This window comes from Ruegeria sp. O11 (assembly GCF_056535285.1).
Genome location: NZ_JBQERS010000017.1, coordinates 17,667 through 32,153 on the forward strand (window position 1 = coordinate 17,667; position 14,487 = coordinate 32,153).

Sequence of the window (14,487 nt, forward strand, 5' to 3'; positions counted from 1 at the left end):
GCAGCCAAGGCCAAACGGGGGAGGGCCCAGCATGGACACGATCCGAGAGATTTTCTTTCTGCCACCCATGGCGGTTGCTCGCCTGGGACCGGGTGAAACACCGCTGGAAAGCTATGAGTGGCAGCAGGACATAGACGCCCATGGCAACAACAAGACGGTCATCCGCTCGAACATAACCCTGCACGAAGTCGAAGATGGCAGCGTATCGGCCTATCTTCCCGACCCCGATATGATCCGCTTTCGCGACGAAGGCGGCGCGCTGCGCCCGGTTGCTCCGTTCTTTGAATTGTGGGCGCGGATGCATGACGCCGAGACGGGCGAGGAATATGAGACGCCGTTGACGCTGGATCTGCTCGACGATCAGGGGCTGTCGCTGCAGAATGTGCGTTATTCGGTCACCGTCGGAAATACTAAGGCCGAGCGTCGGACCGGGGATGCGGCCTGCGGATTTCGCGCGCGGGTCGAGATTGCGGGGCAGGATTTCGCCCCGAAACCCCTGCTGGCTTTTAGCCCCTACACCTCGGAACAGCAGCCGATGGTCTACGAGCACAACCCGATCCCGTTGGGCTCGATCCGCGTGATGCATCCGGTGCAGGGTCATGACGAACCGGTCGAAGGGGAGTTCGTAGACCGCAGTATCCTGCGCCTGCGCTTTATGCCTCCGAAAGGCGAAGTCTATGGCCCGCCCGATGCCGCCTACGGCCCGGCAACCTTGGCAGTGCCGGGATATCAGAACGACCCGCTGAAATCGGAATATGGCCGCATCCATGAAATCGTGCCCGAACAGAACCGCATCCTGAACCCCGACACTCCTTGGTCGAAATGGATCATGATGTCCGGCACCTCGGATGACCCAGAGCCGCATGACAGTTACGATGGTGCGCGCGTCGGCAATGATCGGTCGTGGGGTGTGGCTGATGACACCAGCGATGGTGTAATTGAGGCGACGCTGGCCGTACGCGGCGAGCGTCTGACCGCGCGCGCGACGATCATGACCGGCCCGCCTGATTTTGCGCCTGATGCGCGGCCCTTCTACAGTCTTGAGGACGATCTGGCCGATCGCGATCTGTCGCTGATTTCGGTCACAGAAGACAACTACACACAGGCCAAGGGCGAGGTGGTTGATATCTTCCGCCGTGCCTTCGAGACTAACAGCCTGATCAACCTCGACGATATCCGGGCGCAAGGTCTGAAGGATAATGCCAAACTGCAGGCGAAAACCGGGATGCTGGCGACGCCCGGCCTGCCGTCAACTGATGCGAAATCCATGACGGAGGAGGATGCAAGGCCGCCGGACAAGATCGACGAACTGATCCGGCCGCAGCCGATCTCAGTTTTCTCGAACTCCGTGCCCAATGACCGGCTGCCCTATACGGTGGCGACGAAGTTTGTGCATGAGCAACTGATCGACGAGGCGAATCTGCTGGATTTCCTGCGCCGTCGCCCGGATTTCGTTAAAACGCTGCTGCGCCCGCCCTATGGCATCCTGACCGAGCTTGAGGCAGACCCGAACCCCGATCAGGCCCCGAACCCGGAGTTCCGCGATCCCCGGATCATCCGCGACTCGATGCATGACGCGCGGATGCCGCCCTATATGCGCGATTCCAATTATTACCCGCTGTCTCTGTCACGCAGGCAATATCATCTGGTGATCTCGTTCATCGACTATCTGGTTGCACAGGAATCGGAGGCTCAGAATGTCTGATCAACCCGGCCAAATCCGCGTCAAACCCCGCAACCTGACCGCCCGCGCGGCCTATAAGGTACCGGGCAACCCTGACAACACGCGACTGGATGGATCGGTGGGCAATTGCTTTCCCGGTCTGGAAATGGATGTACGCAACCTTGATCGGCGCTTTTTCCCCGGTCTGGTTTTCAACGCCGCGCGCGTGCCGCTGAACCCCGTGCCCGAGGCGCCGAAGAATTCACAAGGCTTCCATCTGGTCTTTGTCGATTATTTCTACGACCCGATGCTGCCTGACAACAGCCCCGAAGAATGGGTGCAGACCTTGCTGGAGGCCTACAGCGGCGACGTGGGCGCAAAGCTCAGCCAAGGGCGCTGGTTCCTGTCATGGGTCGAACAAAGCGGCAAGCGCATCACTTTCAAGGAGGAAGACGGCACGCCCTATGACGGGCTGATGATCTGGCGGTTTATCCGCAGTCTGGAACATGGCGATGACAAACCGGTCAGTATTGCTCTGGAGCGGCGCAATCACGAAGGCATCGTGGATACTGAGCAGGTGGTCCTGCACGGATTTCGGCGCCAGTACCGGACCGAGGCGGGTGTCTTCAACGAAGCCTATGATCCCGGAGAATTGACGCAGAGTCTGTGCAACCCGTGGTCCCATGACTTCCGCGATTGCGGCTGCCACTACTGGCCCTCAAACCACCCCGATGTGGTGATGGCCGAGGTAGCACATGACGACCAGCTGCCATCGGGCCAGTCGAAAAACCCGATCGAGGCCGAAACCTATCTGGACTGGTTGCGTTCGGACAAGTCGCCATCGGGCAACGTGGCGGCGCTGAACACGGTGGAACAAAACCGCCCTTATCAGATCGACCATTATCAGGTGAACCAGATGTGGAGCGAGCTGCCCATCGTGGTCGAAGGCCGCGAAACCGGCGAGGTTTATAAGGTCGATCCTGAAATGCAGGGCGTGGACCCCTATGACACGCCCGAGGAGATGATCGAGGATCTCAAGACCCGTCTGGCGGCGATGGAGATGACGCTGAGCCTGCAATATCTCTATGCTTATTTCTCGCTGGCAGACCCCGAGACCGCGGATACCAGGAAATGGCCGACGTTGAAGGACGACCTGATCTTCGCCCGCCGCTCGGTTCTGGAGGTTGCGATTGGCGAGATGACCCATATGCGCTGGGCGAACCAACTGCTGTGGGAGCTTGAGCCAGAAGGGTATGAACCGATCCTGACCCCGTCTGAAACCTTGCCAGCAGGCAAGGGTAAGACGCAGCCCCGCGCGCTGAGGCCACTGACGGCTGAGGCGCTTGCGGATTTCATCGAGATCGAGCGTCCCGGTGGCTTTATCGACCGCGCCTATGCGCAATGTGTTGCAACGCTGGAGCAGGAGGACTTATTCCCCGAACGCCGTCTCTATGCGCTGGCGGTGCGGATCGACACCGACGGGGACGAGCATTTCCTGCGCTTTAGCCAGATGAAGGATGTTCTGGCCAAGTACGATGCCGGCGAAGGTACTCCTGCTTACTTGCGCCCGATTAAGGTCGGGACCGAAGAGCAGGCCAAAACAGCGTTGGAACTCTACGCTAAGGTCAAGGATGGGTTGGCCAATGCCTATACGCTTGAAGCGGATGGCAAATTCGAAGAGTCTCAGACCTTTATCCAGCAGGTGCGCGATGACATGAAGCTGTTCCGGGTCGAGGGCGAAGCGCTGGCGGCCCAAGGGATCGGCATTCCCTTCTGGACGGAGGGCAAGGCGTGATCGCACCCGCCGCACAGGTGCATTTCTTCGAAACAGGGAATGGAGATCACATGCTCGCCATCGATGGCTCGCGCGTCTTCGACGTCCCCGAGGGCACGGCGAGCCGGTTTGCGGCGATGAACACCGCGGGCCAAAGTGCTTTCCTCAGGTCCATGGGGTTGGATGGTACTCCATTCATCGACGATACACTGCCACAGGACCTGCCCGTGCGCTCGCTGTCACTGGCCGTGGCGCAGAAATGCAACCTGGCCTGCACCTATTGTTATGCGGCGGGTGGCGAATTTGGCGGCCCCGCGCGGAATATGGAGTGGGAGGTCGCCAAGGCCTCGGTTGATCGGTTGGTGGCCGAAGCCGAACCCGGTGTGCGGATCAACCTCGCCTATCTGGGTGGAGAACCTCTAATCAACCGTGATCTTGTGCATCGAACCACGGACTATGCTGTAAAACAGGCGCAGGCAAACGGATTGAGCGTTGGCTTTTCGATCACCACCAATGGAACCTTACTGCGACCCGAGGATGCCGCGTTTTTTGAGGCACATGGATTTGCGGTCACCATTAGTCTGGATGGCGTGGGCAAGATTCACGACAAACTGCGCCCAAATCGAGGAGGGCGGGGCAGTTTCGACATGATCCTGAAACGGGTCGAGCCGCTTCTGGCTGCACAGCACCGGATGCAGGTCGGTGCCCGGGTGACGGTCACGCCGCAGAATATGAACCTGCCAGAGACGCTGGAGCAGTTCGTGGGGATGGGTTTCCACTCGATCGGCTTCTCGCCAATGCTCGCGTCGCCCAATGGTCAACATGAGCTGGAACGCAACGATCTGGACGAGATGCTGACCCAGATGATCCACTGTGGTGAAGTGTTCGAGGCGGCGGTGATCAAAGGACGGCGGTATCCGTTTTCAAACATGGCGGCGGCGATGCAGGAAATCCATCGCGGCACCCATCGGCCCTATGCCTGCGGGGCAGGGGGCGGATATTTCGGCGTGTCCGCCGATGGTGGCCTGTTTGCCTGCCATCGCTTTGTCGAGGACGAAGCCGGAGCCATGGGCGATGTCTATGATGGCCCCGACTTGCGACGCGAAAACTGGTTGGCGGACCGTCACGTGCACACCCAGTCACCCTGCAATACGTGCTGGGCGCGGTATCTATGTGGCGGTGGGTGTCATCACGAGGTCATCCACCGCGGACGCCCAGCCTGCGACTACATTCGCGGCTGGCTGCACTATTGCCTTCAGGCCTATGTCCGCTTGTCCGAAGCGAGGCCCGATTATTTTGGCGTGCCTACGCAGGCGGCCTCTGCCTGATAGGATGGCCATCGAGACTGAAATCTGCGTAATCGGTGGCGGCCCAGCAGGCAGCGCGGCGGCGCTGAGGTTAGCTCAACTGGGTCGCCGCGTCTGCCTGATCGAAAGACAAACTTTTCCGCGCCAGCATGTCGGAGAATCTCTGCCACCATCAATCTGGCCGATCCTGAACCTTCTGGGCGTCGAAGAAACCGTGGCGCAAGCCGGGTTTCTGCGCGCAAGCGGATCGATCCTGCATTGGGCCGGAACGTTCGAGCGTCGCGGTGCAGACGGCGATTACCCCGGTCTATTAGTGGATCGAGGCCAGTTTGATGCGGAACTGCTGCGGGCCGCGCGGGCGGCGGGAGTTCAGATCATCCAGCCCGCACGGGCATACCGCCCGATGCGCGATAGATCAGGCTGGGCAATACCGGTCCGCACCGATACGGAAGCATTCCAGGTTCAGGCTCGGATCCTTCTGGATGCCGCAGGCCGGCAAGCCGGGCTGGGCCGCAGGTTTCGATCAGCCTCTCAGCCTTTATTGGCGCTCTATGCTTATTGGCAGGTTCCCCCAGGCTTCGGCCCACAAGCGCGGGTCGAAGCAGGCAAGTCGCACTGGTACTGGGGTGCACTGTTGCCGGGTGGGGTGGTCAATGCAATGGTTTTTGTTGAACCCGAGAGCTGCACAGGGCTTTCACCTGCGGACCGGCGCGATCTTTACCTGAACCTGCTGGCGCAATCGACCTTGTTATCCCCATGTCTGGAACAGCGCCGGATCGGGCCAGTCCGGAGGGTGGACGCAACCAGCCGAACCGAGGTCACACCTCCGGCGCGAGATCTTCTGCGGGTCGGGGAAGCCAGTTTATCGGTCGACGCTTTGTCATCGCAAGGGGTGCAATTGGCCATGGGGCAGGCAGTGCAGGCCGCAGCAGTGATAAACACGCTGCTGGATACGCCCGAACACAGCGAACTGGCTTTGACCTTCTACGCAGACCGCCAGTTTGAGCGTGTACAGACCCACGCCGCGCTGTCGGCGGATTTCTATGCGAGGCAGCATGCGGTCAGTCCTTCGCTGTTCTGGGCCGAGCGGGCACATCCGTTGGACTGGCTCAAATCGCCTCGAACCGACCCTAACCCAGAGAGGTTGCGCAATGATATGCCCCTGACCCTGTCGTCGAAAACACGGCTGATTACGTCTGGGGTTCAGGTCGCCGCGCATATTGAGCCGGGACTTGTTTTGAAGCACCCAAATCTGCAGCGGCCTGTCGCAAATCTCGAGGGCGCTTCGCTTGGCCTCCTGTTGCAGCGCTTACATTGGCCACAAAACGCGAGTAAGATCGTTGCATGTTGGTCTTATACACTCGATGCCGAACGAGCGGCTCGCATTCTGGACTGGCTTTGGCACCATCGCATACTGATCCCGGCAACTGATCGGGCTTAATCACGGTTCCCTCTGCCATCCGAATGGCATAAGCTTCTCCGCAACGCCAACCGCCAAGTAACAAGAGGTCGCATGTCGCGTTTTGATGGGTATTTCCTGCGGCAATTGCTGGTGCTGTTTGGCTTTTTCACACTGGTCCTTGTCGGTGTCTTCTGGATCACACGTTCGGTCAGCCTGTTTGACCGCGTGATTAGCGGTGGCCAGTCTGCAATGGTGTTTCTGGAATTCACCGCGCTAACCCTACCGACACTGATCCGGACGGTTATGCCGATGGCGGTGTTTGCTGCCGCTGTTTACGCGACCAACCGCTTGAGCCGGGAAAGTGAGATGACGGTTATGCTGGCGACTGGATCGAGCCCTTGGCGTCTGGCGCGCGCGGTTTTGATGTTCGGGCTGAGCGCTGGGTTGATAATGGCGGTCATCAGTGTGTTTCTTCGACCTGCATCGGTTGATCAGCTGGAAAAAAGACAGGATGAGGTCGCTGGTGATGTGACTGCTCAGCTGCTGAATGAAGGCGAATTCCTGCACCCGGCAGACGGTGTAACCGTCTATATTGGCAGTATCGATCTGGACGGTACGCTGCGCGAGGTCTTTGTTTCGGACCGGCGAGAAGCGATAAATCCCGTCAGCTATTCCAGCACCACAGCTTATCTGGTCAACCAGACCTCAGGCATTCATCTGGTTATGCTAGATGGGATTGCGCTGCGATTTGATGAGGCTGGCAACACGTTGTCATCAACGTTTTTCGAAGATGCATCCTACGACATTTCAGAGCTGACACTGAACTCGGAAATGGGCCACCGGAGCCTTGAGGCGATACCTACGATCGAGCTGATCTGGGATCGGGAAGCTGTTGCCGTGAAAGATTACCACAGCGTCGGTCATCTGGTTGATGAACTGCATCAGCGATTCTCATGGATCGCCATTTGTATTGCGATTGCCTTGGTCGGCTATTCGGCGCTCATGCTCGGCAGTTTTTCGCGTTTTGGCTTGTTGCCTCAGATACTCGGAGCCTTCACGATTCTCGTATTGTTGGAAGGCGTAAGGGGGTTTGTTTCACCTATAGTGATCGGAGATCCACGTTTGTGGATTTTGCTTTACCTTCCGGCGATACTAGGCGTCGCATTGTCAGGCTTGTTCCTGACTATTGCCGGACGCCCCTTGCTCCGTAAGTCATCCGGCAACGGCGCCATTTCCTCTGTATGATACTTGGCGTTTGTCGCGTCGAATTCTTTTGCGTTGTTGATCGGTCTGTATAATCTAGGCGCGAAAGCAGCCACAGGAGCGCGCAATGCTGGACAAAACCCACAAACCCACCTGGACCAGTTTTGAAGAGGCAACGAAGGCCGATTGGGATGCGGTCATGGAGTATGAAGAGGCCTATAACGCGGCTCTGCCAGATCGTATTCTCGATGCCATCCGATCGCTAGATGAAGACTGGACGCCTTATCCGGTGAATCGTTACCAACACAGCCTGCAAGCCGCGACACGCGCTTATGAGGATGGTGCCGATGAAGAGTTGGTTGTAGCAGCTTTGATCCATGACACGGGTGATATCCTGTCGCCTTATAATCACGGTGAGTTATCAGCTGCGATGATGAAGCCATATGTAAGCGAGAGAACCTATTGGATCCTCAAGCACCACTGTGTGTTCCAGGGATACTATTATAATCACCATCTCGGTGGTGACCGGAATGCGCGCGACAAGTATCGCGACAGCCCGTATTGGGAGGACTGCCGATATTTCTGCCACGAATACGATCAGAAAGCATTTGACCCTGATTATCCAACAAAGCCGCTGGAGTTCTTTGAACCCATGCTACGCCGCGTCTTAAACAAGGGCGAGGGGCATATGGAGTTGAACGAGACGTCTGAAGGTTAACAGGCGGCCATCAGTCGATAGACGATCTGAGCGGCGGTAAAGTCCCAGGCGGCATTGCCGTCTGGGGCCAACTCGACCACATCGAAGCCCACACATTTCCGGCCCTTCAGGGCGTGCTCGACCAGGTGCAGCGCCTGATAGTATCCCAGCCCTCCGGGTACGGGCGTGCCGGTCGCAGGCATTTGTGATGGATCCAGCCCGTCAACGTCGAAGCTGACATAAATCAGTTCGGGAAAATCCTCGGGCAGGTCGACCGAATGGATATTACCAGTCACCAATTCTTCGGCGTCCACATGGAAAATGCGGTTCTTCAGACGGCTCTGCGCTTCTTCGGTCGAGAAGGCACGAACGCCGAATTGCGCCAGCCGGATGCCTTCTTCGGCCAAAAGGTGCATGACCGAGGCGTGGGAGTGCTTTTCCCCCTGATAGGCGTTGCGCAGATCGGCATGGGCGTCGACCTGGACGATGCCGATGGGTTTGTTGAGCGCACGGGTGATACCCATCACTGCACCAAAACTGAGCGAATGTTCTCCGCCCAAGGTCACGGGCACTTTGCCCGCACGGATGGCAGCTTCGGTGCGTTGGGCGAGGCGTTCCATGATTTCAGGCAGGGCGGCGTCGCAATCGATGGGTTCTTCGGTGAAAATGCCGTCTACGCAAGGTTCTGCGTGGCCCGTGATGCGCTCCAACTCGTTGCTGGCCTCAATGATCGCCTCAGGCCCTTTTGCGGTGCCAGATCCGTAAGAGACCGTGCGCTCCAGAGGCACCGGGATCACGCGAAAGCGGGCGTCCTCGGTGCGCTCGGATGTGGTCAGTTCACTATCAAGAAAAATGCTCATGAAAGGCGGTCCTTAAAGTCGTCATAGCTGAACTTTTTGATGATTTTCAGTTCGTCTGTTTCGCTGTTCCATAAGGCGATGGTGGGCAAGGGAACACCGTTGAAGGTGTTGGTCTTGACCATCGAGTAATGCGCCTGATCGAGGAAAGCAAAGCGCTGGCCGATCTCCAGAGGCTTGTCCCATGTGTAATCGCCAATCACATCGCCGGCCAGACAGGACGGACCGCCCAGACGGTAGGTATGGCCTGACGCGGCTTCGTCCATCAGGGCTGGGCGATACGGGGCTTCGATCACGTCGGGCATGTGGCAGGTGGCCGAAATATCGGTGATTGCGAGGTTCATGCCATTTGTTGGTAGGTCTAGGATTTCTCCGATCAGAATGCCCGCGTCCAACGCCACCGCCTCCCCGGGTTCGAGATAGACGTCGACGTTGTGTTTTGCGCGGATGGCTTTGATGAAGGCCACCAGCCCGTCGCGGTCATAGTCATCGCGCGTGATATGATGGCCGCCGCCGAAGTTCAGCCACTTGAGCTGGTCCATGAAGGGGGCGAGTTTGGGGTCCACAGAGTCCCAAGTTCGTTGCAGCGGCTCGAACCCCTGTTCGCAGAGTGTGTGCATGTGCAACCCATCGACGCCGGTCAGGGCGTCTGCGGTCAGTTGGCTGACAGGCGTGCCGAGACGTGAGCAAGGCGCACAGGGGTCGTATTTGGGGATCTCACCCTCGGAGTGCTCGGGGTTGATACGCAGGCCAACCTGTACGCCTGCTGCCTGGGCTTTGAAGAGGAAGCGATCCTTCTGAGCCGGAGAGTTAAAGATGATATGGTCGGACAGAGTGAGAATTTCATCTGTGTCTGCGTCTTTGTACCCGGCGCAGAAGGTCGCGACCTCGCCGCCATATTCTTCACGACCCAAACGTGCCTCATAGATACCGCTCGCGCAGGTGCCGCCGAGGTATTGGCGAACCAATGGGGCGAGCGAGAACATTGAGAAGGCTTTGAGCGCGCTCAGGACATGCGCACCTGAGCGGTTGCCGATCTCGGCGAGCACGCTCAGATTCCGCTCGACGGCTATTTCGTCGATCACGAAGCACGGCGTGGGAACCCGGCTTAGATCGAAGTTGCGAAAGGCTCCGGCGTCGCCGGCCTGCGTGGTCATCATGTCGGACATAACAGGCGTCTCCGTTGGGTGGAGAGGCCCCGGGGGACCAGCCCCCCGGGCCCCCCCGAGATATTTTGGGCCAGATGAAGCGGGGCGGTCGCTCAGACCGACCCCGATGGATCAGAACTCGACCGGGCCGTCGAGCTCGTGGACCTGCCACGGCAGGCCGTGTTCGTTCAGCATGTCCATGAAGTTGTCCGGGTCGAGCTGTTCCATGTTCCACACGCCGGGCTGCACCCAGTTGCCTTTCAGCACCTGTGCGGCACCGATCATCGCGGGTACGCCAGTGGTGTAGCTGACGGCTTGGCTGCCGACCTCGGCATAGCATTCCTCGTGGTCGCAGATGTTGTAGATGTAATAGGTTTTCTCACCCGAGCCGTCTTTGGCCTGGCCCGTGGCGATGTCGCCGATGCAGGCTTTGCCTTTGGTTTCTGCACCCAGGTCACCGGGATCAGGCAGCAGAGTTTTCAGGAATTGGATCGGGATGATTTCCTTGCCGTCATGCATCACCGGATCAATGCGGGTCATGCCGACATTCTCCAGCACTTTGGCGTGGGTAATGTAGGCATCGCCGAAGGTCATCCAGAAGCGGGCGCGTTCGATTTCGGGGAAGTGGGTCGAGAGTGATTCCAGTTCCTCGTGATACATCAGGTACATGTTTTTCTGACCGATGGCAGGGAAGTCGAACTCGACCTTATGGGTCATGGCGGGGGAATGTTTCCATTCGCCGTTCTCCCAGTGACGTACTTCGGCCAACACTTCGCGCAGGTTGATCTCGGGGTTGAAGTTAGTGGCAAATTCTTGATCGTTTGAGCCACCATTAGCGTCCAGCACATCGATCTGACGAATGGTGTCCAGCTTATGGTTCTTCAGCCAAGTGGCGAATACGCTGGTCACGCCCGGATCGAAGCCAGAGCCGAGGATCGCTGTCAGACCGGCCTCTTTGAACTTGTCCTGATAGGCCCACTGCCAATGGTATTCGAACTTGGCCTCATCCTCAGGCTCATAATTTGCGGTGTCGAGATAATGGATGCCCGCCTCAAGGCACGCGTCCATCAGCACCAGATCCTGATAGGGCAGGGCGAGGTTCACAAGGATTTCTGCGCCGGTTTCCTTGATCAGCTTGACCGTGTCTTCGACCTTGTAAGCGTCCAGTTCGGCGGTCTTGATATCGACGCCTACACGCTCTTTCACCGCCTTGGCGATGGCGTCGCATTTCGATTTTGTGCGGCTGGCCAAGGTGATTTCGGTAAAAATGTCCGAATTCATCGCCATCTTGTGCACTGCAGCGTGAGATACGCCGCCTGCGCCGACAACCAGTGTTTTGCCCATGGTCTGTCTCCTTTTTATTCGTAATAGGTGTAGCCATTGATCGAGTCGCGATAGGCGCTCATCAGGGTTTTGCGGTCCTTGGCCATCAGAGTACCGGTCGAGATCGCCTCGTCCACCATTTTGCGGAAGGCGGCGACGCAATCCTGTGGGTCGAATTCCACGTAAGACAGGACTTGGCTGATCGTGTCGCCCTCTTGTTCGTGCAGCAGATCAAAGCCTCCGTCAGCACGCAGGTCGATGGTGACGACGTTGGTATCGCCGAATAAGTTGTGCAGATCGCCCAAGGTTTCCTGATAAGCGCCAACGAAGAAGACACCCATGAAGTACTCATCATCTTCGGGCAGGGAATGTACTGGCAGGCTGGGTGAGACACCGTCGGCCAGAATGAACCGGTCGATCTTGCCGTCGCTGTCGCAGGTGATGTCTGACAGAACGGCGCGGCGGTCAGGCGTTTGGTTCAGGCCTTGTAGTGGGACGATGGGGTGAAGTTGATCAATGGCCCAAACGTCAGGAAGGGATTGGAACAGTGAGAAGTTGCAGTGGTAGATATCGGCCACTTTCTCCAATTGGTCGTCCACATCCGACTCCAGATCATCGCTTGCAGCCAGAGACTTGAGGCGTGCCATAAGCGACAGGTAGATCCGTTCAGCACGGGCCATCTGGCGCAGGTCGACATAGCCCCGCCGGAAGAGCGCGCGCAGCTCGTTGCGGTAGAAGGTGGCGTCGTTCCAGCATTCCTGCAGCCGATCGCTGCTTAGATAGCCATGAACTGCAGCGAGGTCCGAGACCATATGATGATCATCAGCTTCGACTTCGGGACCGGTCGGGGCGTCGTAAAGCGTGCTCTCCAGAACATTAAAGACCAGCATCGAAGATGTGGCCACGACTGCCCGTCCGCTTTCAGTGATAAGTGTGGGATGATCGATTTCAGCTTCGTCCATGGCATAGGCCACAGTTTCGACCACGTTTGCGCAGTATTCTTCAACCGTATAATTGATTGAATTTTCTGCGGCTTTCTTTTCGCCGGTATAGTCCACACCCATACCGCCGCCCAGGTCCAAATGAGTGAGCGGTACGCCTTCGCGCGTGAGTTCGGTATAGTAGCGGCACGCCTCGCCTACAGCGCGGCGCACGTCGTTGACGTCCTGTACCTGTGAGCCCAGATGTGAGTGCTGCAGCTTCAGGCAATGCAGCAGGCCGGCGTCGCGCAGTTTATCCACTGTGGCAACCAATTGGTCGGTGTTCATCCCAAAGGCGGATCGGTCGCCCGAACTTTCTTCCCATTTACCGCTGATCTGATTGGTCAGCTTGACCCGTACGCCGATCAAGGGCTCGATGCCAAGCTCGTTATAGACCTGGATAACCGTGTCAGCCTCTTTTGGGCTTTCCAGAACTATGACCGTATTGAAACCGATCTTGCGGCTGAGGATCGCAAGCTGGATGAACTCGGCGTCCTTGACGCCATTGCAGACAATTAACGCTTCAGAGGCCAAGCGGTGGGCCAGCGCGACGACCAGTTCGGGTTTGGAACCGGCCTCAAGCCCATAGTTGTATTTCTTGCCGAACTCGACGATACGATCGACGACCTGAGCCTGCTGGTTCACCTTGATCGGGAAAACGCCGCGATATTGGCCTTTGTAGTCAACGCGCTTGATTGCGTCGCGGAAACTTTCATTCAAATGCGCGATCTCATGTTCCAGATAAGACGCCACACGTAGCACCATCGGCGCCTTGATGCCCCGATCATCCAAGTCACTTAGGATACCCGGCAGGCTAATCGCAGTGGCATCGGGAGCCATCGGATTACGTAGACCGATCTCGCCCTGATCTGTCACCTCAATGAGGCTTTTGCCCCATTTCTCAACCCCGTAGATGGAATGCGGTGCGATGGGCGGTTGTTTCAATCAGGTTTATCCTTGGAATCAGGGTGCAGGTTTCGCGCCTGCCAATACGGTAGCGGTTCGATTCGTCCAAGCATAAACTGCGAATCGGATTCTCGCTGCGTATTAATCGGTTGTTTGGATTGGGATCAAATGGTTGTCCCATTGGCAATCCTGCCGAGACGAGATTTTGGCGTGCGCGGCATTCAGAGACCCAAAGGCACCGGTACCGGTGGTGAATACCAAATCTTCTGCGCCAGCGCCTAATCCGCAGACGTCCTCAAGCGTGTAGGCATTCATAAAAGTACCACTCGTCACATCGAAGCGATGTAGCGCGTTGCCTCTGGGGCAGGTAATTGCAACTGAATGTCCATCGCTGGAGAACGCGATGCTGCCAGCATACCCGTGCAACTCGCTTTGCTGTCTTTCAGGGGCGGAAAGCAGGCGAGGGTTTTCGCCAAGTTTGTGCAAGCCCAACAAGGGTGGGTGCTTGGTCTGATTGCCCTGCCATTGCATCGCGAAACCCACGAGACCATCGCCACGCACAGCAAGATGACGGATTGAGTTTTTGTGCTGCGCGCCGGTTAGCTCCACTTTTGCCAATACCGAACCCGATAGGTCGACATAGGCGAGATTGGGCAACATTGTAGGCAAGTTAAGCTTCGTTCGGCCGGTATCGGGGTGGGTTTCGATACCGCCATTGGCGATAACTAGCATGTCACTGCCGGGCATCAGCCTTATGTCGTGGGGACCAACGCCGCCCGAGGCGAACTCTCCAAGCCGAGTAAAGTTGTTGGCGTCCCAAACGCCTATGACGCCTTCTGCGGCTTCATATTTGTTCTCGGTCGTGAAGAACCGTGTGCCATCGGCCGAGAATGTGCCGTGCCCGTAGAAGTGGCGGCCCTTAGGGGCTGTCAGTCGTTTGATGACATCACCACTATTGCAATCTACCACAATGGCGAATGTGCCCGGACGGCGTGCGAAGGCGACGGCTTGCGCCTTGGACGGATGGGCAGCCGCAGCATGGCCCCTCGCAGGCAAAGGGATCGAGAAGAGTATGGCGCCCGCGTTATCCAGCCCGGAAAGCCGATAGCTGCCATCGGGGAATAGCCCGGCGGCAAGATAAACAGGCGCGCCCACCGATGACCAGCCGGATGCGGGCGTCAGGCTGGCAGCGGCGAGACCTGCAAGGAAATTGCGCCGGTTGGTCAA

At 57.8% G+C, this 14,487-nt stretch carries 11 protein-coding genes; 6 read left to right on the top strand and 5 right to left on the bottom strand.

Going from position 1 to position 14,487, the window contains the following annotated elements:
* Positions 1-31: 31 nt before the first annotated feature.
* The 6 genes from ACRZ91_RS20050 to ACRZ91_RS20075 all read left to right on the top strand — a co-directional run bounded on the left by ACRZ91_RS20050 (position 32) and on the right by ACRZ91_RS20075 (position 8,067).
* Positions 32-1,705: a hypothetical protein gene (locus ACRZ91_RS20050; protein WP_480908110.1), complete on the top strand. Its 1,674-nt coding sequence runs from the start codon at positions 32-34 to the stop codon at positions 1,703-1,705.
* Positions 1,698-3,458 (top strand): ferritin-like domain-containing protein, encoded by a 1,761-nt coding sequence (locus ACRZ91_RS20055; RefSeq protein ID WP_480908112.1) that lies wholly within the window; start codon positions 1,698-1,700, stop codon positions 3,456-3,458. The genes ACRZ91_RS20050 and ACRZ91_RS20055 overlap by 8 nt, the downstream gene beginning before the upstream one ends.
* Positions 3,455-4,765 (top strand): radical SAM protein, encoded by a 1,311-nt coding sequence (locus ACRZ91_RS20060; protein ID WP_480908114.1) that lies wholly within the window; start codon positions 3,455-3,457, stop codon positions 4,763-4,765. Before ACRZ91_RS20055 ends, ACRZ91_RS20060 begins: the two co-directional genes overlap by 4 nt.
* A gap of 4 nt (positions 4,766-4,769) precedes the next feature.
* The gene (gene qhpG, locus ACRZ91_RS20065) at positions 4,770-6,185 is read left to right on the top strand and encodes a flavin-dependent monooxygenase QhpG (protein ID WP_480908116.1); all 1,416 of its coding nucleotides are present in this window, start codon (positions 4,770-4,772) and stop codon (positions 6,183-6,185) included.
* A gap of 72 nt (positions 6,186-6,257) precedes the next feature.
* Complete coding sequence (lptF, locus tag ACRZ91_RS20070) at positions 6,258-7,391, top strand: LPS export ABC transporter permease LptF (protein WP_480908118.1); 1,134 nt, start codon at positions 6,258-6,260, stop codon at positions 7,389-7,391.
* Positions 7,392-7,476: 85 nt separating this feature from the next.
* Complete coding sequence (locus tag ACRZ91_RS20075; RefSeq protein WP_480457739.1) at positions 7,477-8,067, top strand: HD domain-containing protein; 591 nt, start codon at positions 7,477-7,479, stop codon at positions 8,065-8,067.
* On the opposite strand, the gene speB is transcribed toward ACRZ91_RS20075, so the two are convergent.
* From speB to ACRZ91_RS20100, 5 genes are all read right to left on the bottom strand, one after another.
* Positions 8,064-8,906: an agmatinase gene (gene speB, locus ACRZ91_RS20080; RefSeq protein ID WP_480908120.1), complete on the bottom strand. Its 843-nt coding sequence runs from the start codon at positions 8,904-8,906 to the stop codon at positions 8,064-8,066. The genes ACRZ91_RS20075 and speB overlap by 4 nt on opposite strands.
* Positions 8,903-10,072 carry a carboxynorspermidine decarboxylase gene (nspC, locus tag ACRZ91_RS20085; protein ID WP_480908122.1) on the bottom strand — a complete coding sequence of 390 codons (1,170 nt, stop codon included), beginning with the start codon at positions 10,070-10,072 and terminating at the stop codon, positions 8,903-8,905. Before nspC ends, speB begins: the two co-directional genes overlap by 4 nt.
* Before the next feature lie 111 nt (positions 10,073-10,183).
* On the bottom strand, positions 10,184-11,395 hold the full coding sequence (locus tag ACRZ91_RS20090; protein ID WP_480908124.1) for a saccharopine dehydrogenase family protein: 1,212 nt from the start codon (positions 11,393-11,395) through the stop codon (positions 10,184-10,186).
* A gap of 14 nt (positions 11,396-11,409) precedes the next feature.
* The gene (gene speA / locus ACRZ91_RS20095) at positions 11,410-13,299 is read right to left on the bottom strand and encodes a biosynthetic arginine decarboxylase (RefSeq protein ID WP_480908126.1); all 1,890 of its coding nucleotides are present in this window, start codon (positions 13,297-13,299) and stop codon (positions 11,410-11,412) included.
* Between the two features lie 102 nt (positions 13,300-13,401).
* Complete coding sequence (locus ACRZ91_RS20100; protein ID WP_480908128.1) at positions 13,402-14,487, bottom strand: DUF1513 domain-containing protein; 1,086 nt, start codon at positions 14,485-14,487, stop codon at positions 13,402-13,404.

Bases quoted from the DNA above. Each gene is read 5' to 3' on its own strand.
- ACRZ91_RS20050 (WP_480908110.1), top strand. From the start codon at position 32: ATGGACACGATCCGAGAGATTTTCTTTCTGCCACCCATGGCGGTTGCT.
- ACRZ91_RS20055 (WP_480908112.1), top strand. From the start codon at position 1,698: ATGTCTGATCAACCCGGCCAAATCCGCGTCAAACCCCGCAACCTGACC.
- qhpG (WP_480908116.1), top strand. From the start codon at position 4,770: ATGGCCATCGAGACTGAAATCTGCGTAATCGGTGGCGGCCCAGCAGGC.
- lptF (WP_480908118.1), top strand. From the start codon at position 6,258: ATGTCGCGTTTTGATGGGTATTTCCTGCGGCAATTGCTGGTGCTGTTT.
- ACRZ91_RS20075 (WP_480457739.1), top strand. From the start codon at position 7,477: ATGCTGGACAAAACCCACAAACCCACCTGGACCAGTTTTGAAGAGGCA.
- speB (WP_480908120.1), bottom strand. From the start codon at position 8,906: ATGAGCATTTTTCTTGATAGTGAACTGACCACATCCGAGCGCACCGAG.
- nspC (WP_480908122.1), bottom strand. From the start codon at position 10,072: ATGTCCGACATGATGACCACGCAGGCCGGCGACGCCGGAGCCTTTCGC.
- ACRZ91_RS20090 (WP_480908124.1), bottom strand. From the start codon at position 11,395: ATGGGCAAAACACTGGTTGTCGGCGCAGGCGGCGTATCTCACGCTGCA.